This window comes from Staphylococcus schleiferi, assembly GCF_025558325.1.
Classification (GTDB): Bacteria; Bacillota; Bacilli; order Staphylococcales; family Staphylococcaceae; genus Staphylococcus; species Staphylococcus schleiferi.
This window is the reverse complement of record NZ_CP094712.1, coordinates 2,464,355-2,488,563: the sequence shown is the minus strand read 5'-3', so window position 1 is coordinate 2,488,563 and position 24,209 is coordinate 2,464,355. Positions and strand designations below refer to the sequence as shown.

The following is a 24,209-nucleotide window of genomic DNA, read 5'->3' as shown; positions in this document are numbered from 1 at the left end:
AATAAAAAGACTCGCTAGGGGGTGCGAGTCTTTTTGTATTGATTATTTGAAGATTGATAAAATACTACTGAAAGCATTTTTAACTTTTTGTGCAGTTTCAACTGTAGTAATTGCTGCTTTAACTGCTTGAGGTTTTTGGTATAAAGTATATAATACTTTTCCTGTGTTGATACCACTTGTTACAAAGTTACTTGTTTTTGCATATGCATTATATAAAGTACCATTGTTTTTATCTATTTTAATTGGTGTGATATATGCATTAGCACCTTTATCATTCAATAAAGCTAAAACAGCAATATCCATTGCATCTTTATATTTAAAGTATAATTTTGAGTAGTATTTTGCATTATTGTATTTTTCTGTAATGCTTTTATATGAATCAGTTACGTATTTTTTAGCGTTATTAAAGCTATCTTTGATGTAAGTGTAACCATTTTCAAACGGACGTTTAAATGAGTTCCAGTAATCTGTCCAAGTTGAAGGTTTAGAAGGTGCTTCAACTTTTGGAACAGCAGGAGCTGAAGGTTGAGATGGTGTTGCTTGGTTTTGAGATTGACCTTGATGTTGAACTTCAGGTTTTTGCACTTGAGGTTGTTGTGCTTCAGGTTTTTGCTCTTCTTTTTTCACTTCAGGCGTTTTGGCTTCAGGTGCTTCTTGCTCTTTTTGTTCTTCTACTTTAGGTGCTTTAGGTTTATCTTGCTCTTTAACTTCAGGCGTTTTGGCTTCAGGTTTATCTTGTTCTTTTTTCTCTTCTACTTTCGGAACTTCAGGTTTTTGTTCTTCTTGTTGAGGTTGTTCTTGCCATTGTTTTTCCCAATCTTTAGGTTCAATTTGTGGCTCAGCTGGTTTTGTTTCAGTTTGGTTTACTGATTCATCAAATACTTTTTGGCTTGCATCTGGATTTTCTTTAATTTGTGAAATGTAACGATCACGTTGTTCGTCAGTGATGTCTTCATTATTTAAAATTTCATAAAAAGCGTTTTGTTGACCTACACGGCGCTCAGGACGTAGGCTGTCTTTAATTGATTCAGAGTAAACATTTTGTGCACTTTCTTTATCTTCGTGCAATTGTTTTAAATATTGATCACGTTGTTCTTCAGTGATACCTTCCATATGTAATACTTGGTAAAATGCTTTTTGTTCTGGAGAAACTTTTGCTGATTCAAAAGTTTGAGTAGCAGCAGGTGCTAATCCAGATTTTGCACTTTCTTGGACTTGCTCGCTCGCGTCAGCTTGTCCGTTTGATACGATTGTTGCGATAGATACTGTAGCAACACCCATTAATAATTTAGCTATGTATTTGTTTTTCATAATTAATCCCTTTCATATTCAGTTTTTTATTTGTTGTAAGCATTTAAAATATAGCACGCTTTTATATTGAGTTAAATTAACTATTTCTTAATTGTTCATAAAAACAAATTAATATATTTTGGTTTTACTAATGAGTGAAAAAAGTAATGCGAAATCTTATCTTTTGATTTTTATGACTTGGAAAGCATTTATGCTCTATAAAGAGAAATATAGAACATCTTCTGATTAATGTTGTAATAAGTAATGTGATGTGGTACAATCTTTGAATGTGAGTAATGAAAATTATTCCTTGCTTATCATTTCATTGATAGGCCGTATAGACCACAAGGAGGTGCAAATATAAAATGAGAACATATGAAATTATGTACATCGTGCGTCCGAACATCGAGGAAGATGCGCGTAAAGCAGTAGTTGAACGTTTTAACGGAATTTTAGCTTCTGAAGGTTCTGAAGTATTAGAAACGAAGGACTGGGGTAAACGTCGTTTAGCTTACGAAATTGAAGACTTTAAAGATGGTTATTACAACATCGTACGTATTAAGTCTGACAACAACGTAGCAACTGACGAATTCCAACGTTTAGCTAAAATCAATGACGATATCATTCGTTACATCGTTGTCCGTGAAGACGAAGATAAGTAATAGAATAATAATGGGGGCGTGAAAATGCTTAACAGAGTCGTATTAGTAGGTCGATTAACTAAAGATCCAGAATACAGAACGACACCCTCAGGCGTAAGTGTAGCGACTTTTACTCTAGCGATTAATCGTACGTTTACGAATGCGCAAGGGGAACGTGAAGCGGACTTCATTAACTGTGTAGTTTTTCGTAAACAAGCAGAAAACGTGAACAACTTTTTGTTCAAAGGAAGTTTAGCTGGCGTTGATGGTCGCTTACAATCACGCAGTTATGAGAACCAAGAAGGCCGACGTGTGTTCGTCACTGAAGTGGTATGTGACAGTGTTCAATTCCTTGAGCCAAAATCACAAAACCAACGTCACTCTAATCAAGGCAATGATTTCCAAAGCTATGGTCAGAGCTTCGGTGGGCAACAACAAGGTCAAAATTCGTCATATCAAAATAACAATCAACCCGCACATAACGATAATCCATTTGCGAATGCGAATGGTCCTATCGATATTAGCGATGATGATTTACCATTTTAATGAATTAGCGAACGTATAGAATCATTTTATAGTAAGGGAGGCACAAATCATGGCAGGTGGACCAAGAAGAGGCGGTCGTCGTCGTAAAAAAGTTTGTTATTTCACAGCAAACGGTATTACACATATCGACTATAAAGATACTGAGTTATTAAAACGTTTTATCTCAGAACGCGGTAAAATTTTACCACGTCGTGTTACAGGTACTTCAGCTAAATATCAACGTATGTTGACTACAGCGATCAAACGTGCACGTCATATGGCATTACTACCATTCGTTAAAGACGAAGCGTAAGCCAATCACAAAAACCCCGTAAGCCTTATTAAAAGGTACGGGGTTTTTTATTTTGACGCTATGCTAAATAGCGGATTCAGTTCATTTCGTATAGAGCCTTAATAACACGGTGCTTGTAAATTATTAATTTTATACTAATAAAATGTAAAAACATCCTCATTTAGCGATATTACAAAGAATGAGGATGTTTTTTGGGAGTTTTCAGTATCAAAGATATTTAATTGTTTTGAATAAAAATGTATTTTAATATTTAACGGCTGTAAGCACTCACAGGATAATGATCTGAAAAGTCATTATAGTAGTAAGTATAAGGAAAAGCGTAAACATGCCAGCTTGGCGCTTTTGCATCGATTGCTTCATTAATAAGTTGGCCTGGTTGTCTATGATCTTTATCTACAAAGATATAATCTAAATATTCAGGTTTGGCATTTGGGAAGTTATATTGAGCGATGTAATTTGTTTCTGGATCCCATGTACTTGTGTGTCCTTTATAAGTCACGTCATTGACATTTAAGTTTTTAAGCATATTTTGAAATTCTCCAGAAGTTGAATTTTTGTTTACATTGAGGTCTCCACCAATATAAACGACTTCATCTTTGGGTATATTTTTATTTTTAACAAACGTACTGATTTCTCGCATTTGTTCCGCGCGGATTTCTCTGTCGTATCCTGCGCCACATCGACTATCTTCTGCTTGTGTATGTGTTCCGATAACGTGGAAATTTTTGCCATCTTTTTCAATTTTTGTATATACAAATCCTTTATTGCTGTCATTATCAAAACCACAACCGCGACGGAAAACGTGCTGTATTCTTTCTTTAATTGGATATTTACTTACGACTGCTACACCACCGTCTTCAAGTACAGTGCTAGAGTAACTGCCTTCTGTACTATCCCAGCCCGATCTAGAGCGGCCTAAAACACCTGTTTGATGTGGGTATTCATTTTTAAGATTATTTAATAGTTGGTTTGATGCGCTATTATCAAATGCTTCGTTTAAGATAACAACGTCATTTCCTTTTATGTAAAAAGATTGAGAGATGAGATCCGCACGAATACTTTGCCCCCAGTTAGGATACAAAGATTTAGGAAGCATATATACGTTGTGTGTGACTAATTTTAATTCATTATTGTCAACTGGTTTTGCTGCATGTGCTGTCGATTGAATAGAGAGGCCTAATAGAAATAAATTGGCTAAAATGACTGATGTGAATTTCTTTGCTAATGGTAATTTCTTCATTTTTATCACTCCTTTGCACATATTATAGCGTTATCAAAAGTAAAAAAGGTTGAACTCATTTTTAAATCTTGTTAAAAAATATTAACTTATAATTATTCGTGGGTAATTTATTTATTAATAATTTATTTGATTTTGTTATACTTATTAAAACAGTAAGTTCTTCGGAGATACGAAATTCAAATAGATATATTAATAGAATTTGCTATGAAAAGACGGTATGTTTTAAAGAATTCTGAATTTCAATTTATGAAAATTTGAATGAGATTGTCAGATATGACGTTTTGTCATGTACAAAATATATGTGTATTGACAATAAAGAGAATGTGCGTAAAATAAAATATTAAAAAGATGTCGAAGTGAGGTATGTATGAAAGCTGTTTTGAAGAAGATACCCAAATTAGAATTACATTGCCATTTAGATGGTTCTGTTAGTATAGAATATTTAAAATCACAGAGTGAAAGTCAACAAGTAGGGATAGATATTGAAAAAGTTACCGTTGAGCAAGATTGCCAAAGTTTAGCAGAATATTTACAGTCATTTGATGAGATATTGAAGGTCATGCAAACACAAGAGAGTCTTATTGAAGCGGTTATCGATGTTGCACGACAAGCAAATGAAGATGGTGTGAAATATATTGAGATTCGCTTCGCACCAGCTTTCCACCAAGATTTCGGTTTGAAAACGATTGAAATTTTAGATATGGTTTGTGAAGGTGCACAGCAAGCTGAAGCTCAATTTGATTTGGATGTACGTTTGCTCGTATGTGGGATGAAGCATCATTCAATGGCAACCAACCAAGCGATTTTTGATCATTTAGGTGCGAATGCATCGATTACAAAGTATATAGTAGGTGTAGATTTAGCAGGAGATGAAGCAAGTTCACCAACGGAAGCGCATGAAGCATTAATTCAATATGCGAAAAGTAAAAATTTAAATATTACCTTACACGCCGGGGAGTGTGGTTGTGTAAAAAATGTGTATGATGTGATTCAATATGGTGCACGTCGAATCGGTCATGGTGTGGCGATTTTTCAAGATGAACAGGCTCTGTCTTGGGTAAAAGAACACGATGTCCTATTAGAGTTTTGTCCAAATAGCAATTTACAAACAAAGGCCATAGATACATTAGCGACTTTAGATTTGCCGAAGCTGATGGAACAAGAGGTGGCCTTCTTGATTAATACGGATAATCGAACGGTGACACAGACAACGTTAATGGATGAATATGAATTGTTGTTGAAACATCGTCTACTTAATATGGCCGATATACAAAAAATCAATTATGATGCAATTGATTACAGCTTTGCTTGTCAGGAAACGAAAGATAAGTTAAAATGCTACTTTGAATAAAAGTAAATCCTATAAAAAAGACGAGATTGGGATAGTATTCCCAGACTCGTCTTTAATTGTTTATCATAAGTGAACTTAACTCAATCGCTTTCTAAAAATGAGTATTTAAAAGACTTCAAACATCATTTTTTATTTTAAGCTGTCTTCGATCTCTTTCATTTCTTTTTCTTTAAGGTCGACAACAACTTCACCATCTTTTGTATCCTCTTTTAAAGCAGATTTTGCTTCTTTAGAATGATAAAGTTCTGCAATTTTCTTATACGTTTTATTATCTTTATCTTTAGAGTTAACAGCAATGATATTGATATATGGTTTAACTGCATCTGATTTCGCATCTTCTAAGTAAATCGGATCTTTCTTTGCATCTAATCCTGCTTTTGTTGCAACCCCATTATTAATGACTGAAATATCGACATCAGAAAGGGCACGTGCTGTTTGTTGCGCATCTACGGCTTTAATATCTAAGTTTTTAGGGTTAGATTGAATATCTTTGATTGAACTAGATAAGCCAAAATCTTTTTTCAGTTTAAGTAAGCCTGCTTTTTCAAGAAGTTTGAGTGCGCGTGCTTGGTTAGAAACGTCATTCGGAATCACGACTTTGGCACCGTCTTTCACGTCTTTAATGTCTTTCACTTTTTTTGAATAGACCCCAAGAGGTGCTAAAACAGAAGTACGAATTGGTGTAATATGAGTCCCTTTATTCGCTTTTTTAAATTCATTCAGAAATGCAAAATGTTGGAATGCGTTCATATCAATATCCCCATCGTTGAGCGCAGTGTTTGGAACGTTGTAATCTGAAAATTGTTTGATTTCCAAATCAATATTGTCTTTTTTCGCCAATTCTTTTACTTTTTCCCATGCTTTTGTATCATTTGAAGCAACCCCAATTGTCACTTTTTTTGTATCACTTTTCCCACAGGCGCTAAGTACCAGTACAGCAAGAACTAAGAGTGTCAGTAATTTTTTCATCTCATAAAACCTCCGATTAATGTCGACGTACTTTTTTCGCAAGTACGTTGCCGACAGATTGTATTAATTGAACAATAATGACTAAAACCACGACTGTAATCACAATGACAAGTGTGTCAAAGAGTTGGTAACCATAGACAAGGGCCATATCCCCGATACCGCCACCACCGACCGCGCCGGCCATAGCAGTTGCCCCTATCAGACCAATAATGGCCGTAGTAATAGATAAGATAAGTGATCCCAGTGCTTCAGGTAAAAGAAAGTATCGAATGATTTGCATTGGCGAAGCCCCCATCGCGTGTGCAGCTTCAATGATACCCGCATCTACCTCTAGCAGTGAATTCTCAACCAATCTTGCAATATAAGGTGCGACATAGACAGTTAAAGGAACAATAGCAGCCGTTGTCCCAATCGATGTGCCAACAATTAATTTTGTAAAAGGAATAATCGCAATTAACAAAATGATAAACGGAATAGATCGCAATATATTAATAATTGGATTTAAAATATGATGAATGATGGCGTTAGGCCATATTCCATTTTGTCTCGTCACAACGAGTAGAATGCCTAGCGGTATCCCAATAATGGCGCCGAGAACAAGGGCAAACGTGACCATATATAATGTTTGATACAGCGCTTCGAGTAACTGAGATGTTTCGATTGATGAACCTAACATGATGGTAATCCCTCCTCGTATTGAATGTGATGTGTTTCAAAGTATGAACGAACATCGCTTTGTTGAGCAGGATTTCCTGTTACTTGAAGCCAGAGATATCCTACAGTTTCATCTTGTATGTTAGCTGTAATCGCATGAATGACATTCACTTTCACATTGATTTCTTGAATGAGATCGTTGAGAATCGTATGTTTAATTTGCGAAGGTTCAATAAACAGTTTGTATACCGTGTCATCTTCATGGAGTTGAATATCTTTAATCACAGAAGGGGAAGGTAACGTATTGATGACCGTCGATACAAAACGTTGTGCTGTAGATGTCTGTGGCTGACTGAAAACACTTTTAACGGTGTCGAGTTCAATGACTTGCCCGTTTTCCATAACTGCAACACGATGACATATTTTTTGGATAACACTCATTTCGTGTGTAATGACCAAAATCGTTACACCAAAAGTTTCGTTCGTTTTCTTCAATAAATCGAGTATTGAGTCAGTTGTGGCTGGGTCTAAAGCACTTGTGGCTTCATCACAAAGCAAAATTTTAGGACGCGTAATTAAAGCGCGGGCAATGGCAACCCGTTGCTTTTGTCCACCAGAAAGTTCTGTCGGAAACTGATTCGCTTTACCAGCTAAATCTACAAATCGCAACATCTCTTCCACACGTACTTTAATCTCTTCCATAGGCACTTTACTTAAAATTAAAGGCATCGCCACATTTTTAAAAACCGTTTTTGAGTTGAGTAAATTGAAGTGCTGGAATATCATTCCGATATCTTTTTTAACCGTGCGCAATTGGGCGGCTGAATATGTATTTAAATGATGACCGTCAACTAGAATATCTCCCGACGTTTGTTTTTCTAACTGATTAACAAGACGGACGAGGGTACTCTTACCGGCACCACTGTACCCAATAACACCAAAAATATCCCCTTTATTAATTTTAAAGTTAACATCTTTAAGTGCTTGCACAGTCGTACTTTTCTTTTTAAATGTTTTATTGACATTTTTAAATTCGATCATGGCAACCTTCCTTAATTCCGATTTAAATAATAAGTAATGTCTGTATTTTATGTGATGTGCAAAAAATAGTCAACACAATATTTAGTATTTTCTGAAAAACTATAAAAAAAGACTTAAATTGACCTCGCTTACGCAAAGTTTGATTTAAGTCTTTAAAGTGAGACGCATTTTAGCGACGCCAAAAAGAAGTACTATCTTTTTTGTCTTTAATATTGAAATCAATGATACGATAAATCAAATCATAGTTGACTTCGTCCGTCCATTTGATTTTCATAAACATTTTTGTCATTTGATAGCCAGCAGCTTTAATGTCATCTGCAAAAGTATCTAAAGTATATTTCTCAGGTGAAATTGCAAAATGAGGTTTAGCTTTACTAAAGCCCAAGATGAAAGAACCATTGTCCTTATACAATAACATGGGTTGATTCCATTTTATCTCCATAGTAAGTTCAGGGTAGTTTTCTAAAATTGTTTGTAACACTTTTTTAAGTTTCTCTCGGTGTGCCTCTTTGTCGATGGTTTCTAAAAAATCATCTAAAGTTTCCATTTGCATTCCCCCATTAAATATTTAAGATGATGAGTATATGACTTACACTCGTATTGTAACATGTCGTATAGAAAAGAAACTTAATTTATACTTTTATGTTTATGTACAGAAATGTTGTGCATTAAGACAAAATTTGATTACCATCTAGCGGCCTAAATTTAAAGCCATTGTTTTGAAAAGAAAGACATATTGTAAACTTAAAATATAAATTAATTTACAATTATGGTATACTGGCTTTTATATGAGGAGGAATGGTTATGAAAATTGCAGAGCAAATATTAAAAGGTTCAGCTTTAACACCAGAGGAAGCATTCGACTTATTTACGAATCCAACCTACGACACCATGGACCTTGTACATGAAGCTTATCAATTACGTAAACATTATTATGGTCACAAAGTAAAATTAAATATGATTTTAAATGCTAAAAGTGGCATTTGTCCTGAAGATTGTGGTTATTGTGGCCAATCGCGTGAAATGAAGGAAAAACAACGTTATGCATTAATTCCGGAAAATCAAATTACAGAAGGTGCGAAAGTTGCGGCTGAAAATGAAATTGGCACCTATTGTATCGTTATGAGTGGTAGAGGTCCAAGTGATAAAGAGATTGATCATATCACATCCTCAGTCGAACAGATTAAGGCTGAGCATCCGCAATTAAAAATATGTGCTTGTTTAGGTTTAACGAATGAGGAGCAAGCGGGGCGTTTAAAAGCTGCTGGCGTGGATCGTTATAACCATAATTTGAATACAAGTGAAAATTATCATGATGAAGTTGTGACAACACACACGTATAAAGATCGTGTCGATACGATTGAAATAATGAAAAAAAATCATATTTCACCTTGCTCAGGTGTGATTTGTGGTATGGGAGAATCTAACCAAGATATCGTCGACATGGCCTTTGCATTGAGAGATATTGATGCTGATAGTATACCGGTCAACTTTTTACATCCAATTAAGGGGACTAAGTTTGGAGATATGGATCAATTGACGCCAATGCGTTGTTTAAGAATACTTGCGTTATTCCGTTTGATCAATCCAACAAAAGAGATTCGTATTGCAGGAGGTAGGGAAGTTAATCTTCGTTCATTGCAATCAACAGCCCTAATGGTTGCGAACTCTATCTTCGTTGGTGATTATTTAATTACTGGAGGTCAACCGAACCAACTGGATTATGATATGATTCGCGATATGGGATATGAGATTGATTACGGCACTAAACAAAGTGAGATGGAACGTGTATAACGTTTATTAAGTGATGCCATTCAGAATATGACATCAAAAAAGCTGATTGACATTGCGTCAATCAGCTTTTTGCATGTTTTAAAACTTTAGTTTCTGATGAGATAGTCAAATGCTGATAATGCAGCTGTTGCGCCTGATCCCATTGAAATAATAATTTGTTTGTAACGTTGGTCTGTACAATCTCCAGCTGCGAAGACACCTGGTACATTAGTATTACCAAGACGATCAACTTCAATTTCGCCCATACGGTTACGTTGAACAGAATCGCCTAACCATTCTGTATTAGGAGATAAACCGATTTGAACGAAAACGCCATCTAAGTCGATGTGTTTGTCTTCTTTTGATTGCATATCTGTATAAGTCAGACCGTTGACACGATCATCACCTGTAATTTCTTTTGTAGCTGCATTAGTAATAACTTGTGTGTTTGGTAATGATTTCAAACGTTCTTGTAAGACGGAATCTGCTTTTAATGTGTCAGAGAATTCTAATACTGTGACATTTTGACAAATTCCTGCTAAGTCAATCGCAGCTTCAATACCAGAGTTTCCGCCACCGATAACTGCAACATCTTTACCTTCAAATAGAGGGCCGTCACAGTGCGGGCAGTATGCGACGCCTTTGTTCGTGTATTTTTCTTCACCTGGTACCCCAATTTTTCTCCAGCGTGCACCTGTACCGATAATTAATGAACGTGTTTCTAGAACAGCGCCGTTATCAAGTGTTACTGATACAGTTTTATCTGTTTTTTCAAGTTGTTCTGCACGAACACCTTTCATAACATCGATATTATAATCTTTAATATGCTCTTCCAAGTTAGTTGATAATGATGGACCCGTTGTTTTCTTAACACCGATTAAGTTTTCGATATCTGCTGTATCGTTGACTTGGCCACCAATTCTATCAGCGACAATACCTGTAGTGAGCCCCTTACGTGCAGCATAGATTGCTGAACTTGCACTTGCAGGACCGCCACCAATAACAAGTACATCAAAGACTTCTTTGTTTTCAAATGCAGATGCGTCCGGACCTTGACCGAGTGTACTCAAAATATCTGTTACAGTCATACGGCCATTACCGAATTGCTCACCATTTAAGAAGATGGCAGGTACAGCCATGATGTCTTCTGCTTCTTCTTTAAATACAGCACCATCAATCATCGTGTGTGTAATATTAGGGTTCAATACACTCATTAAGTTTAATGCTTGAACAACGTCTGGACACTTATGACAAGTTAAGCTGATATAAGTTTCAAAGTGAAGTGGTTGTTCAATAGATTTGATTTGATCAATTACAGATTGTTCTTCTTTCGGAGCACGTCCACTGACTTGTAAAAGTGCAAGAACGAAAGAGTTGAATTCATGACCAAGAGGGACACCAGCAAATGTAATGCCAGTGTCCTCTCCAGGTCTATTGATACTAAAGCTAGGTGTACGCTTTAAATCAGCTTTTTCTACTGTAATTCGAGATGACATTTCTGCAACTTCATTCACAAGGTTTTCAACTTTTTGTGAATTTTCGTCAGAACCTGTACTTGCTTTAAGTACAACGTCACCTTCCATCAAATCAAGAAGTTGCGATAATTGTTGCTTCAATTCTTGATTTAACATGCAGCATAGCCTCCTTAAATTTTACCGACTAAGTCTAATCCTGGAGTTAAAGTTTCGCCGCCTTCTTCCCATTTTGCTGGGCAAACTTCACCTGGATTTTCACGCACATATTGTGCAGCTTTGATTTTGTGAACAAGTGTGCTTGCGTCACGGCCGATACCGTCTGCATTGATTTCTGCAGCTTGTACAACACCGTCAGGGTCAACGATGAAAGTACCACGTTGTGCAAGACCTTTTTCTTCATCTAATACATCAAATAAACGTGTGATTTGTTGAGATGGGTCACCAATCATTGTGTATTCTAATGTGCTAATTGCATCTGAGTGATCATGCCAAGCTTTGTGTACGAAGTGTGTATCTGTAGAAACAGAGTATACGTTTGTACCAAGTTCTTGTAATTTCGCATATTGCTCTTGAACATCTTGTAATTCAGTTGGACATACGAAAGAGAAATCAGCTGGATAGAATACAACAACACTCCAGCTACCTTTTAAGTCTTCGTGTGAAACTTCAACAAATTCATCTGTTTTTGCGTTGTAAGCTTGTGCTGAAAATTCCTCGATTTGTTTACCAATTAATGACATAATCGAAATCCTCCTATTATATGAATCATTATTATTTTAGATTAGAATTTAAAGACATCTCGTCTTAATTATAATTCCTTATTAATAATAATTCTAATCTCAATAGCTATTATGACATGGAACATGCTTTCCGTCAAATAAATATCATTGTTGAAAGGGACATACGCTGCGAAAGACAGTGGAATCAGCGTTTCGACCTGTGTTAGCGCGATTAAAACGATAAAAATTGCGCTTTAAATTCTAATAAATGTATCACCTTAATGATGAAAAAGGCTTGAAATTGGATAATAAAGGCGTTATTAATTTTATTCTAAAAAGTGTTAAACAATTCAAATGAACGATGAATAAGATGCTTACTAATATCATTTACGGGCGCTGATTCTCAATTACAACTATATAGTACAGAAATACATAGCCTCTCAATCAACAACGACCAATTTAATATACAGCATGTCTTCTGTTGTTATTTTTCTACGATTTAAGGGTATGCATGATATGCAAGGGACATGCGTTTTCTTGAGTGTTTTGATAGGATATAGAAAAAGGATAAGGAGTGTTTATAAATGTCAGAGTATGTGTATGATTTGGCAAAACGACATCACTCAGTTAGAAAGTTTAAATCAAATCAAATTAGTAGAGACACAATCGAAAAATTAATTGAAGCAGGGCAAATGGCTTCAACTTCTAGCTATTTACAGACAACATCAATTATTGGTATAGAAGATGCTGAAAAGAAAGAAGCTTTAAAAGAAGTTTCTGGGCAGCCTTACGTCGTAGAAAATGGTTATTTACTTGTTTTCGTGATTGACTATCACCGTCATCAGTTAATTAGTGAGAAACTTGAAGCTGATATGGAAGATAGCTTTGAGTCTTCTGAGGGATTACTCGTAGGTACAGTAGATGCAGCGTTGGCAGCACAAAATATTGCACTGACTGCAGAGGATATGGGTTACGGCATTGTTTATTTAGGTTCATTACGTAATGACGTACAACGTGTGAGAGAAATATTAAAACTACCTGAACATGTTTTTCCATTGTTTGGAATGGCATTAGGCGTTCCAGCTGATGATGAAAATGGTGCTCCTAAACCAAGATTGCCACGTGAACATGTTTTTCATATTGATACGTATTCCCAAAATGATGAACAGTTATCAAAACAGCTAGAGGCATATGATCAAGAAGTATCACAATATTATAGTCAGCGTACAAACGGTGAGCGCAATGAGACATGGTCACAACAAGTAGCGAGATTTATGAGCAGTAAGCAACGTACAGAAATGAAAGAATGGTTACAAATGGCAGGTTTTAATAGGAAATAAATCAGCAAACTTTTAATTGAAAGTATCTGAATCATAAAGTTGTAATAGCAAAAACCCCTTCAAATCTTTTCCACACGTAAGATTGAAAGGGGTTTTGTTATGATGTTATTAATGTTGCGGTGTTAATTCATCATAGTGATTTGAATTAAATGTTTCTTCATTTAATTGTTTTGTTAATTTAGCTGTTCCAGTACCTGCTAACATTGAATCATTAACATTTAGCGCTGTACGTCCCATATCAATTAAAGGTTCAACAGAGATGAGTACACCAGCGAGTCCAACTGGTAAATTTAACGCTGAAAGTACAAGGATAGATGCAAATGTTGCACCGCCTCCGACACCAGCAACACCAAATGAGCTGAGTACGACGACAACAACAACAGTTGCAAGGAATTTAAAATCAACCTCTACGCCAGCTACAGGTGCAACCATAATGGCTAGCATGGCAGGGTAGATACCCGCACAACCGTTTTGTCCAATCGAAAGGCCAAATGAGCCAGAGAAGTTTGCAATGGCTTGAGGCACGCCTAAACGGTTCGTTTGTGCTTGAACATTTAATGGTAATGTACCGGCACTTGAACGTGAAGTAAACGCGAATAAAATGACTTCGGCTGTTTTCTTCATATATTGAATTGGGTTGACGCCTATGATAGCAAGGATAATCATATGAATGATATACATCGTGATGAGTGCAGCATAAGATGCGATAACAAATTTTCCTAGCGTCCAAATGGCAGCGAAGTCACTCGTCGCAATGGTTTTCATCATAATTGCTAGAATCCCGTACGGTGTAAGTCTTAAGACGAATGTAACGATAGCCATTACAAGTGAATAGACTGCGTCGATACCGCGTTTAAGTGTGTGACCATTTTCAGGTTGTTTACGTGTCACGCGTAAAAAGGCAAAGCCGACAAAAGCGGCAAAGATTACGACAGCAATTGTAGATGTCGCACGTTGCCCCGTAAAGTCTAAAAATGGGTTAGATGGGATTAACTCTAAAATTTGAGCAGGTAATGTCGTTGCCGTTAATTCTTTAGCCTGACTTGCAATTTCAGAGCTACGTGCATTCTCAGCGTGACCGAGGTCAATGCTAGAAGCATCTAAATTAAAGACGACTGCATAAATAATACCGATAATTGCTGCGATTGCTACTGTTCCAATAAGGAAAGCAAAAATCAATCCGCCCATTTTAGCAAACTTTTCACCAATATCGATTTTCGTAAAAGCAGCAACAATTGAAACAAAGATTAATGGGATAACAATCATTTGCAAGAGGGCAATGTAACCATCACCCACTAAGCCAACCCACTCTGTCGTTTTTGATGTGACTTTGCTATCAACACCATAAATGAGGTGGAGTAGAAGGCCTAATAAGATCCCTAAACCAAGTGCAGTAAAGACACGTTTAGGGAATTTAACATGTTTTTTCGTCATGAACCAAAGTCCAATAAGAGCGAAAATAAAAATAATTAAATTAACAATAGTTAAAAACACAGACATATCAAAATACGCTTCCTTCTTAATTCCGACTTATACAATAGGATAATAGGAAAAAAGTATAAAATCAAGCTTTATTTTTTATCTGAGCAATTTTGGGTGAAAAGGGGGTGAGCTGTTCTTTCGCTTTAGCATGGCCGTCAATCAATTTTGCCATCAACGTACCTGCTATAGGTGAGAGTAAAATACCATTTCGATAATGCCCTGTGGATACATAAAGATGGTCTTCAACTTCTCCCATAATTGGCTCTTGGTTAGGTGTGATAGGTCGAATGCCCGTCCATGTTTTGATTACATGATGATTTTTGAGTTGCGGAATCATAGACAAGCTCTCTTGATCTAACCATGACAAGTTGTTCGCATCATTTTCAATACTCCAGCTATCGAAGTCTGATGTCGCACCAATTAAGAAACGATTAGGCAATTTGGGTACGATGTAACAACCATTCATATTAAAAATGGTTTCCTTCAACCCTTTATAACAAGAGGCAATCAGCTTAACGTCACCTTTAACTGGTTGAGTAGGTAATTGGATATGGAGTTGTTGGAGTAAAGTCCCCGACCAAGCGCCCGCAGCAATAATCAGTTCATCTGCTGAAAAGTTGCCTTTAGAGGTAATGACTGTATAACCATTGTGATGACGTTCAACTTTTAAGACTTCGGTCTGTGTCATGAGTTCAATATAGTCGCGCTTTATAACGGAAGCAATTAATGCTTTCGTATAGGTGTTTGCGTTAATTTGACCATCATCTTGGATTTTAAAAGCAGCACTTTGATTAGGATCGAGTTTGGGGAAACGTTGTTTTAGAGCGTATTTTGAGAGTTGTTTAATCGTGTGATCTTGGCTGTGTAAAAATTGGAATTGCGCTTCTACTGCTTGGATATCTTGTTTTTGAGAAGCCACTTTAATTAAACCGTATTTTTGATATTCAATATTAATTCCAGTCTCTTGTTCGAGGTCAGCTGCAACTTCAGGCATCATTGCACGACTTTCCATAGCGAGGTGATACAGTGGATTGGCTTCAAAAAACTCGTTCTGTGCACCAAGCATGCCTCCCGCAGCGTAAGATGCATTCATTCTTGGGGTATAACGATCGATAATCCGAATATGCCGGTTTTGAGAGGACAGCTGTCTTGCAATGGATAAACCCATAACGCCGGCACCAATAATAATTGTTTGTTTCATAAAAAAGCCTCCTGCATGAAAGGATGCAGGAGGAACACGTATATGATTGAAAAATGATGATTGAATCATCATTAAAAAGAGTTGAACTAAGTTCATTGTCATCATACGCTTTCCTTCGTTGGTTCTAACCACCTCAGGTTCAAAGAGTTAAGATAAATTCTTTCTCAGCTCGCCTCGAGCACCCCTAGCATATAAATTTTTATTTGATTTCATTTATTATTGTAACTTTCATATTTGAAATATGCAAGATACGCAAAGGTTGGATGGCTTTAACCACCGAATAAACGTTGGAAGAAGCCTTTCTTTTCACTGTTTTGAATCGATTGCACAAGTGCTTGTTGCTCTTTAGTTTGAGTCTCGATGCTTTGTTGCGTTTGACTCCATTGTTCACTTTGTTCTTTTTGTGCGGCTGTCAGTGATTCCAGAGACTTACTATTCGATTCAAGTTGTTGGTTTAATTGGGTATGTAACGCTTTTAATTCTTCTTGTTGTTGATGAACTTGGCTGACCATCTGACCTAACATTTGACGTTCTTCACGCATTTTGTTGATTTCATTGCGTAATTCATTGATAAGTTGTGGCACTTGTTGATCGCTCGGTAAGTGCTGTTTGTCTTCTTTGACGATAACTTGTAGAAAGTCTTTTTCTTGTTCTAATTCTTCAAAAGCAAGATCATAACTATTTGTACGTGCAACACGTTCTGTTATCTCTTGGAATAATTCAATATCTTCTTCTTTAAAATCAGTCGCTTCTCGACCACGGTATTCGGTTTTATTTAAATGGTAACCACGTTCTTCAAGATGCTGTACGATTTTACGTACTTGCTTTTCACTTAAGCCTGATCTTTGGGCAAATTCTTTTGTCAGCATATATCATTAGATCCTTTCTCTTCTTTTTAGACGTACGGAAGTGTGCGTTCAGTGACCCGTCAGTCTGCCTCTCTCATTATTTTAACGGCTTTAAGCATTGATTTCAAGGTCTTATGGGCGATGTTCTTTGCGTAAACCCATTTTAACAAGTAATGGATAAATGATACTTCGTGGTATTTGATTCGCATAAACATATTTTAAAATGTAGCAGGATTTAACACTTGTACCAAAAATATCCTTAGTTAAAGGAATATTGCCTTTCACATATAAATCTAAAGGGATGGGCTTACCGTTACGATCTAATGAAGGTTGTAAGTATGTAATTTCAGTTTGCTTTTCGTAACCGTTATCTACTAAAAAGTGACGACGGAAGTTAATTTTTTTTGCTGTTTCTTCATCAACATCGTTAGATTCAAATGTAGATTCAAACATAAAGAAATTAACATCTCGACCGTGAAGATGGTTAGATATACGATTCAACTCATACTCAATCTGTTCTAAAGTCGTTTTCAAGCAGGCCTCACAATCTTGACTATGTTGTGCAAGAAGATAAACAATAAAGCCGACATTTGTCGTCGCTTCATAGTGGGCTGTCGCCAAGCTTACAATGGCGTCGTCCTCAATACCAACAATAAATACAAAGTCGTGTTGGGTTTTATCTGTTTTGAGTGAACGCGCAAAAACAGACGCATCTTCTGTTACTAGATGGTCTAATTTATTTTTATAGAATGCTATTGCTGGCTCATACCAACGATCATGCGTAGATTTAATATGTACAAAGTTCATGTTACGTCACCTCTTTTAAGTTAACTCTCGTTTATTCTTGCAAGTATATAGGGTCATTGCAATGATGTATCAATACAATAGCTAGGTGAGGGAGTCAGTTGTGACTGTATCATTAGATAAAACAGATGACTAAGCTGGACTCATCATGACTGACTGTGGTGTCAAAACAAAAGATAAACAATAAGGGAACAGGAGAGAGTGTGTATGGAAATCTCATGTTTCTATAGATTTCCACATCTATCTCATATTCCCGTCCCCATCAAATGATTATGAAGTCATTCAGTATTAATAGAACGCAGTGTTTGATTTATTCAATGTCCCCTTTATGTTCAGAAGGAGCATGTTTGTCATCGTCTGGTGTTTGATATGCAGCATTGTTTTCTGGAACCTCATTGCATTCGTGATCAACTCTTTGCGCAATCACTATGATTTTATTGTTTACGATGTCTTGTTTAAGGTCTTCTCGCTCATGTTCAGAGAAATTATATTTAGACAGAGCGGCCTCTTCCGCATCTTCACCAATAAAAAAGCGCATAAATTTATCGCTGACTGTTCCATTAGTCGATTTGTGTTGAATTTGTGAATCATTGAATCGATCTGTTTTCAATTTTTCTCTGCTTAATACCACAATTTCGTTTTCTTTTAGACCTTCTTTTAATAGTAAATCAACGTATTGAATTGCATCATCTTCTGTACGTGCAACTTTATATTTTTCTACTTTATATAGTGCCATATGTGTGACGCCTCCCGATCGTGTTTTGTAATTACACTACCCTCATACTCCGTTCTATAAACGGTTTTATAATGCTATTATGCGCCTAAACATTACTTTACGCAACGAATTTCCATAAATTTCTGAATACAATGGATTTAAGATGATGCTATTGCGAAAGAGGGTTAAATTTGCTATTATCAGTAGATAATTTATCAAGCTCATATAATCTGAAGAATACGGCTTTAGAAGTTTCTACCATGTTGCCTTAAACGACATGACTATGAGTAATGGTACATCGATGTAGCGTGCTTAATGTATCCTTTCAATTCTGCTATTTGCATATTTTTGAATTGTCAAACAATACATGGGTTAGACACCTGTTATAGCGCCATTTTACAACTGTATGACTATTACTCGTATACCTAAAACCTCATTCTTTAGTTTTGGGTATTTTTGATATCATTTTTATCGAGGAGGAATAGGAGTGGACGCATTAAGAAAAAAGGTCATTGAAGATGGTGTTGTCATTGATGAAAAGATTCTCAAAGTCGATGGATTCTTAAATCATCAAATCGATGCTGGCTTGATGTATGACATAGGTCAAACGTTTCATGATCAGTTCGCAGATCAAGGTGTGACTAAAATTTTGACGATTGAAGCATCAGGGATTGCACCGGCCATTATGGCAGCGCATCGTTTTACCGTTCCTTGTTTGTTTGCCAAAAAAGCGAAACCAAGCACATTAAATGCAGGGTACTATCAAACAGATGTACATTCATTCACTAAAAACAAAACGAATACAGTGATTATCTCTGAAGAGTTTTTATCTCCAGAAGATAGAGTATTGATTATTGATGACTTTTTAGCCAATGGAGAAGCTGCATTAGGCTTACATCGTTTGGTTGAGCAAGCAGGAGCGACAACAGTGGGTGTGGGAATTCTAGTAGAAAAGAGTTTTCAACAAGGACGTTCACGATTAGAAGAGGCAGGCTTAACTGTATCATCGTTATGCCAAGTTGCTTCATTAAAGGGGAATAAAGTAACTCTAGTAGGAGATACAGAATGATGAAGCGATTTTTATTAAGTTTACAACATTTATTAGCGATGTATGCAGGGGCGATTCTTGTTCCGATTATTGTTGGGACAAGCTTGCATTTTACAAATGAACAAATTGCGTATCTTGTCACAGTCGATATTTTTATGTGTGGTGTAGCGACATTTTTACAAGTTTATCGAGGTATCGGTATCGGATTGCCTGTTGTTTTAGGATGTACCTTTACTGCGGTTGCACCTATGATCTTAATCGGACAAACGAAAGGTATTGACGTTTTATATGGGTCACTCTTTCTGTCTGGTTTATTAGTTATTTTAATTGCACCCTTTTTTGCTTCACTCGTAAAACTATTTCCACCTGTTGTAACTGGAAGTGTTGTGACAATTATTGGGATTACTTTGATGCCTGTTGCAATGAATTATATTGCAGGGGGTCAAGGTGCAAAAGATTATGGTGATCCAAAACATATTTTACTCGGTTTTGCGACGCTCATTATTATTTTGATTTTACAACGTTTTGCGCGTGGTTTCTTAAAATCCATTGCCATTTTATTAGGCTTAATTTTAGGTACTATTTTGGCAAGTGTATTCGGATTAATTAATGTAGCTCAAGTAGGACAAGCCCATTGGTTTGAATTACCTAAGCCGTTCAGATTTACAGGATTTTCTTTTGACTTTGGTGCAACATTAGTCTTTTTCATCGTCGCATTAGTGAGCTTGATTGAATCGACAGGTGTTTACCATGCTTTAAGTAAAATTACTGGTAAGAAACTTGAACGTAAAGACTTTAGAAAAGGTTATATGGCAGAAGGTATGGCGATTACTTTAGGCGCTATCTTCAATGCATTTCCGTACACTGCTTATTCTCAAAACGTGGGTCTTGTATCTCTTTCAGGTGTTAAGAAAAATGATGTCATTTACGGCATGGTTATTTTATTAGTTATTTGTGGCTGTATCCCTAAACTTGGCGCATTGGCTAATATTATTCCACTCTCTGTACTGGGCGGTGCGATGTTGGCAATGTTCGGTATGGTCATGGCATACGGTGTACGTATTCTCAATGATATTGACTTTAAAAATCAGAATAATTTGTTGATTATTGCAATATCGGTGGGTCTAGGTGCAGGTATCACAGCAGTACCTGAAGCGTTTAAAGCACTTGGTGACCAATTTGCATGGTTTACGCAAAATGGGATTGTTTTAGGCACAATATCAGCAATTCTCTTGAATTTATTTTTTAATGGTATTAACTCTCAACAAAATGATGAAAATGTGAAATAATATAAGTAATAATTTGAATGGAGGCTGTAAATAGTATGTGGGAAAACAAGTTCGTAAAAGAAGCACTCACTTTTGATGATGTACTTTTAATTCCGGCAGAATCAAATGTGTTGCCAAAAGAAGTAGACTTAAGTATAGAATTATCAGAAAAAATTAAGTTAAATATTCCGATTGTATCAGCCGGTATGGATACGGTAACAGAGTCTAAAATGGCGATTGCTATGGCAAGACAAGGTGGCTTAGGTGTTATTCATAAAAATATGAGCATTGAGCATCAAGCAGATGAAGTACAAAAAGTGAAACGCTCAGAAAATGGTGTCATTACAGATCCATTTTTCTTAACGCCTGAAGAAAGCGTCTATGAAGCGGAAGCATTAATGGGCAAATATCGTATTTCTGGTGTTCCTATTGTAGATAATAAAGAATCACGTCAACTTGTTGGTATCCTAACAAACCGTGACTTAAGATTTATAGAAGATTTTTCAATTAAAATCTCTGATGTCATGACGCAAGAAAATTTAATTACAGCTCCAGTTGGTACAACACTTGAAGAAGCAGAAGAAATTCTTCAAAACCATAAAATTGAAAAGCTTCCTCTTGTTGAAGATGGTGTTTTACAAGGTTTAATTACAATTAAAGATATTGAAAAAGTACATGAATATCCTTATTCAGCAAAAGATAGTCACGGTCGCCTCCTTGTTGCCGCTGCTATCGGTATCGCAAAAGATACAAGCATTCGTGCTGAAAAATTAGTTGAAGCCGGTGTAGATGCATTAGTTATTGATACAGCACACGGTCATTCACGTGGTGTTATTAATCAAGTTAAAGAGATTAAAGAAAAATACCCAGAAATTACAGTGATTGCGGGTAACGTTGCGACTGCTGCAGCAACAAAAGCATTGTTTGAAGCGGGTGCAGATGTTGTGAAAGTGGGTATCGGACCAGGTTCAATTTGTACGACACGTGTCGTAGCGGGTGTCGGCGTTCCTCAAATTACAGCTGTTTATGACTGTGCAACAGAAGCACGTAAGCACGGTAAAACGATTATCGCTGACGGTGGTATTAAATTCTCTGGCGATATCGTTAAAGCGTTAGCTGCAGGTGGCCATGCTGTTATGTTAGGTAGCTTGCTTGCAGGTACAGAAGAAAGTCCAGGTATGGTGGAAGTCTTCCAAGGTCGTCAATACAAAGTTTACCGCGGTATGGGTTCATTAGGCGCTATGGAAAGTGGTTCTAACGATCGCTACTTCCAAGAAGACAAAACACCTAAAAAATACGTACCAGAAGGTGTTGAAGGACGTATTGACTACAAAGGGCCATTACAAGATACAATCTACCAATTAATTGGTGGTGTTAAGAGCGGTATGGGTTACACAGGTTCACGTGACCTCAAAGCATTACGTGAAGAAGCACAATTTACGAAAATGAGTGCGGCAGGCTTAGCAGAAAGTCATCCACACGATGTTCAAATTACAAAAGAATCACCAAACTACTCATTCTAATTGGTAAAGGAGTACAAATAGTATGGAAATGGCAAAAGAACAAGAGCTCATTCTTGTCCTCGATTTTGGAAGTCAATACAACCAATTAATCACACGTCGTATTCGTGAAATGGGCGTTTATAGTGAATTACATGATCACGAAATGCCAATTGAAGAAATCAAAAAAATGAACCCTAAAGGTATTATTTTATCAGGGGGTCCTAACTCAGTTTATGCTGAAGATGCTTTTACGATTGATCCTGAAATCTATAACTTAGGTGTACCTGTTTTGGGTATTTGTTATGGAATGCAACTGACAACGAAATTACTCGGTGGTAAAGTTGAACGTGCCAATGAACGTGAATATGGTAAAGCAATTATCAATGCAAAATCTGACGAGTTGTTCTTTGGCTTACCTGAGGAGCAAACTGTTTGGATGAGTCACTCTGATAAAGTGATTGAAATCCCAGAAGGTTTTGAAGTGATTGCGGACAGTCCAAGTACACAATATGCAGCGATTGAAGATAAAAAACGTCGTATTTATGGTGTACAATTCCATCCAGAAGTACGTCATACAGAATTTGGTAATGACTTACTACGCAACTTTATTCGCCGTGTATGTGGATGTACAGGTGAGTGGACAATGGAAAACTTCATTGATATTGAAGTCCAAAAAATCCGTGACAAAGTAGGAGATCGCAAAGTTTTATGTGCGATGAGTGGCGGTGTTGATTCATCTGTTGTTGCGGTATTATTACACAAAGCGATTGGTGATCAACTAACATGTATCTTTGTTGACCATGGACTTTTACGTAAAGGTGAAGGAGACATGGTAATGGAACAATTCGGTGAAGGCTTTAACATGAACATCATTCGTGTGAATGCTAAAGACCGATTCATGTCGAAACTCGCGGGTGTTTCTGATCCAGAGAAAAAACGTAAAATCATTGGTAATGAATTTGTTTATGTTTTTGATGATGAGGCGTCAAAATTAGAAGGTGTCGATTTCTTAGCACAAGGGACACTTTATACGGATGTTATTGAGTCTGGTACAAAAACAGCACAAACAATTAAATCTCACCACAATGTAGGTGGTTTACCAGAAGACATGGAATTCGAATTAATTGAACCGATTAATACATTATTTAAAGATGAAGTGCGTGCTCTAGGAATTGAGTTAGGTATTCCAGAACATTTAGTATGGAGACAACCATTCCCAGGCCCAGGATTAGGTATCCGTGTACTTGGTGAAATTACTGAAGACAAATTAGAAATCGTGCGTGAATCAGACGCGATTTTACGTGAAGTGATTCGCCAAGAAGGTCTAGAACGTGAAATCTGGCAATACTTTACAGTATTACCAGATATTCGCTCGGTCGGTGTCATGGGAGACTACCGCACGTATGATTATACAGTCGGTATCCGCGCAGTCACATCTATTGATGGGATGACAAGTGACTTTGCACGCATCGATTGGGAAGTCTTACAAAAAATCTCAACACGTATCGTAAATGAAGTCGATCACGTTAACCGCGTTGTTTACGACATCACATCAAAACCACCAAGTACGATTGAGTGGGAATAATTAAATAGTGTGAATGAAAGGCTAGAATCACCGTTGTTACACGGTTTCTAGCCTTTTTGTTTGTACTTTTAATGTGTTAGGCTTGAAAATTGGTATAATTTGGGAACTTTACAGCTACTTGGTCGCGTTGTTTTTCAGTAATATGAGCATAAATAACCATAGTGGTTTAATGTACCCGTGACCCAATATATAGACTAATGAATTAATATTCTTCTCCAATGTGTTTAGCGGAATGAATATAAGAATTTTATCTCTTCTAAAATTAAGCTTCCTTCTTTTTTAGTTTTTATTATACATTTTTGGTATAGATGTTTAACAACTTAGCTTATTAATGAGTCTATATATTGTTTTATTCATAATTATATAAATTTAATACACTATGCTGAGGCTTATAAATTATATTTAGCCTTTATGAAATTTATTCA

The 24,209-nt window shown here is 36.5% G+C and carries 23 protein-coding genes and 2 riboswitches; of the genes, 10 read left to right on the top strand and 13 right to left on the bottom strand.

Annotated elements, in window-relative coordinates:
* Nucleotides 1-42: 42 nt before the first annotated feature.
* Nucleotides 43-1,311, bottom strand: a complete 1,269-nt coding sequence (locus tag MUA40_RS11865; protein WP_167732736.1) for a B domain-containing protein — start codon at nucleotides 1,309-1,311, stop codon at nucleotides 43-45.
* Nucleotides 1,312-1,655: 344 nt separating this feature from the next.
* Here MUA40_RS11865 and rpsF point away from each other — a divergent pair, with 344 nt between their 5' ends.
* Genes rpsF through rpsR form a run of 3 tightly spaced genes read left to right on the top strand, consistent with a single transcriptional unit; the run spans nucleotide 1,656 to nucleotide 2,769 of the window.
* On the top strand, nucleotides 1,656-1,952 hold the full coding sequence (gene rpsF / locus MUA40_RS11860) for a 30S ribosomal protein S6 (protein WP_016425692.1): 297 nt from the start codon (nucleotides 1,656-1,658) through the stop codon (nucleotides 1,950-1,952).
* A gap of 24 nt (nucleotides 1,953-1,976) precedes the next feature.
* The gene (ssb, locus tag MUA40_RS11855; RefSeq protein ID WP_016425691.1) at nucleotides 1,977-2,477 is read left to right on the top strand and encodes a single-stranded DNA-binding protein; all 501 of its coding nucleotides are present in this window, start codon (nucleotides 1,977-1,979) and stop codon (nucleotides 2,475-2,477) included.
* A gap of 49 nt (nucleotides 2,478-2,526) precedes the next feature.
* Entirely contained in the window at nucleotides 2,527-2,769 is a 243-nt protein-coding gene (gene rpsR / locus MUA40_RS11850) for a 30S ribosomal protein S18 (RefSeq protein WP_014614919.1), read from the top strand.
* Between the two features lie 250 nt (nucleotides 2,770-3,019).
* Here the strand turns inward: rpsR and sph are convergent, their stop codons facing one another.
* A complete protein-coding gene (gene sph / locus MUA40_RS11845; protein WP_262569626.1) occupies nucleotides 3,020-4,009 on the bottom strand; it encodes a sphingomyelin phosphodiesterase in 990 nt (329 codons plus the stop codon).
* A 367-nt stretch (nucleotides 4,010-4,376) separates the two neighbouring features.
* Here sph and add point away from each other — a divergent pair, with 367 nt between their 5' ends.
* Nucleotides 4,377-5,360 (top strand): adenosine deaminase, encoded by a 984-nt coding sequence (gene add / locus MUA40_RS11840; protein ID WP_262569624.1) that lies wholly within the window; start codon nucleotides 4,377-4,379, stop codon nucleotides 5,358-5,360.
* 129 nt (nucleotides 5,361-5,489) lie between these two features.
* On the opposite strand, the gene gmpC is transcribed toward add, so the two are convergent.
* The 4 genes from gmpC to MUA40_RS11820 form a co-directional block, all read right to left on the bottom strand.
* Entirely contained in the window at nucleotides 5,490-6,329 is an 840-nt protein-coding gene (gene gmpC, locus MUA40_RS11835; RefSeq protein WP_016425688.1) for a dipeptide ABC transporter glycylmethionine-binding lipoprotein, read from the bottom strand.
* 16 nt (nucleotides 6,330-6,345) lie between these two features.
* Nucleotides 6,346-7,005: a methionine ABC transporter permease gene (locus MUA40_RS11830; protein ID WP_167732733.1), complete on the bottom strand. Its 660-nt coding sequence runs from the start codon at nucleotides 7,003-7,005 to the stop codon at nucleotides 6,346-6,348.
* Nucleotides 6,999-8,024, bottom strand: a complete 1,026-nt coding sequence (locus MUA40_RS11825; RefSeq protein ID WP_155976576.1) for a methionine ABC transporter ATP-binding protein — start codon at nucleotides 8,022-8,024, stop codon at nucleotides 6,999-7,001. Before MUA40_RS11825 ends, MUA40_RS11830 begins: the two co-directional genes overlap by 7 nt.
* 169 nt (nucleotides 8,025-8,193) lie before the next feature.
* Nucleotides 8,194-8,571 (bottom strand): iron chaperone, encoded by a 378-nt coding sequence (locus tag MUA40_RS11820; RefSeq protein WP_016425685.1) that lies wholly within the window; start codon nucleotides 8,569-8,571, stop codon nucleotides 8,194-8,196.
* A 257-nt stretch (nucleotides 8,572-8,828) separates the two neighbouring features.
* Here MUA40_RS11820 and bioB point away from each other — a divergent pair, with 257 nt between their 5' ends.
* On the top strand, nucleotides 8,829-9,818 hold the full coding sequence (gene bioB, locus MUA40_RS11815; protein ID WP_016425684.1) for a biotin synthase BioB: 990 nt from the start codon (nucleotides 8,829-8,831) through the stop codon (nucleotides 9,816-9,818).
* Nucleotides 9,819-9,904: 86 nt separating this feature from the next.
* On the opposite strand, the gene ahpF is transcribed toward bioB, so the two are convergent.
* Both ahpF and ahpC read right to left on the bottom strand, forming a co-directional pair.
* Nucleotides 9,905-11,428 carry an alkyl hydroperoxide reductase subunit F gene (gene ahpF, locus MUA40_RS11810; RefSeq protein WP_016425683.1) on the bottom strand — a complete coding sequence of 508 codons (1,524 nt, stop codon included), beginning with the start codon at nucleotides 11,426-11,428 and terminating at the stop codon, nucleotides 9,905-9,907.
* Nucleotides 11,429-11,442: 14 nt separating this feature from the next.
* Nucleotides 11,443-12,012: an alkyl hydroperoxide reductase subunit C gene (ahpC, locus tag MUA40_RS11805; RefSeq protein WP_016425682.1), complete on the bottom strand. Its 570-nt coding sequence runs from the start codon at nucleotides 12,010-12,012 to the stop codon at nucleotides 11,443-11,445.
* Between the two features lie 563 nt (nucleotides 12,013-12,575).
* On the opposite strand from ahpC, the gene nfsA reads away from it, so the two are divergent.
* The gene (gene nfsA / locus MUA40_RS11800; RefSeq protein WP_016425681.1) at nucleotides 12,576-13,331 is read left to right on the top strand and encodes an oxygen-insensitive NADPH nitroreductase; all 756 of its coding nucleotides are present in this window, start codon (nucleotides 12,576-12,578) and stop codon (nucleotides 13,329-13,331) included.
* A gap of 108 nt (nucleotides 13,332-13,439) precedes the next feature.
* Here nfsA and MUA40_RS11795 read toward each other — a convergent pair whose 3' ends face one another.
* The 5 genes from MUA40_RS11795 to MUA40_RS11775 form a co-directional block, all read right to left on the bottom strand.
* Entirely contained in the window at nucleotides 13,440-14,831 is a 1,392-nt protein-coding gene (locus MUA40_RS11795; protein WP_194368741.1) for an L-cystine transporter, read from the bottom strand.
* Nucleotides 14,832-14,895: 64 nt separating this feature from the next.
* Nucleotides 14,896-16,014 (bottom strand): glycine oxidase ThiO, encoded by a 1,119-nt coding sequence (thiO, locus tag MUA40_RS11790; protein WP_194513378.1) that lies wholly within the window; start codon nucleotides 16,012-16,014, stop codon nucleotides 14,896-14,898.
* A 93-nt stretch (nucleotides 16,015-16,107) separates the two neighbouring features.
* A riboswitch (TPP riboswitch) is annotated at nucleotides 16,108-16,210 on the bottom strand.
* Between the two features lie 73 nt (nucleotides 16,211-16,283).
* Entirely contained in the window at nucleotides 16,284-16,883 is a 600-nt protein-coding gene (locus tag MUA40_RS11785; protein ID WP_262569621.1) for a DNA-binding protein, read from the bottom strand.
* Nucleotides 16,884-16,994: 111 nt separating this feature from the next.
* On the bottom strand, nucleotides 16,995-17,669 hold the full coding sequence (locus tag MUA40_RS11780; protein ID WP_016425677.1) for a hypothetical protein: 675 nt from the start codon (nucleotides 17,667-17,669) through the stop codon (nucleotides 16,995-16,997).
* A gap of 307 nt (nucleotides 17,670-17,976) precedes the next feature.
* Nucleotides 17,977-18,402 (bottom strand): general stress protein, encoded by a 426-nt coding sequence (locus tag MUA40_RS11775; protein ID WP_016425676.1) that lies wholly within the window; start codon nucleotides 18,400-18,402, stop codon nucleotides 17,977-17,979.
* Nucleotides 18,403-18,582: 180 nt separating this feature from the next.
* Nucleotides 18,583-18,685: riboswitch (purine riboswitch) on the top strand.
* Nucleotides 18,686-18,868: 183 nt separating this feature from the next.
* Here MUA40_RS11775 and xpt point away from each other — a divergent pair.
* Genes xpt through guaA form a run of 4 tightly spaced genes read left to right on the top strand, consistent with a single transcriptional unit; the run spans nucleotide 18,869 to nucleotide 23,784 of the window.
* Entirely contained in the window at nucleotides 18,869-19,450 is a 582-nt protein-coding gene (gene xpt / locus MUA40_RS11770) for a xanthine phosphoribosyltransferase (protein ID WP_016425675.1), read from the top strand.
* Nucleotides 19,450-20,718 (top strand): xanthine permease PbuX, encoded by a 1,269-nt coding sequence (pbuX, locus tag MUA40_RS11765; protein ID WP_037559511.1) that lies wholly within the window; start codon nucleotides 19,450-19,452, stop codon nucleotides 20,716-20,718. The genes xpt and pbuX overlap by 1 nt, the downstream gene beginning before the upstream one ends.
* Nucleotides 20,719-20,753: 35 nt before the next feature.
* Nucleotides 20,754-22,220, top strand: a complete 1,467-nt coding sequence (guaB, locus tag MUA40_RS11760; protein ID WP_016425673.1) for an IMP dehydrogenase — start codon at nucleotides 20,754-20,756, stop codon at nucleotides 22,218-22,220.
* A gap of 22 nt (nucleotides 22,221-22,242) precedes the next feature.
* On the top strand, nucleotides 22,243-23,784 hold the full coding sequence (gene guaA / locus MUA40_RS11755) for a glutamine-hydrolyzing GMP synthase (RefSeq protein WP_016425672.1): 1,542 nt from the start codon (nucleotides 22,243-22,245) through the stop codon (nucleotides 23,782-23,784).
* The last annotated feature ends 425 nt before the right edge of the window (nucleotides 23,785-24,209 follow it).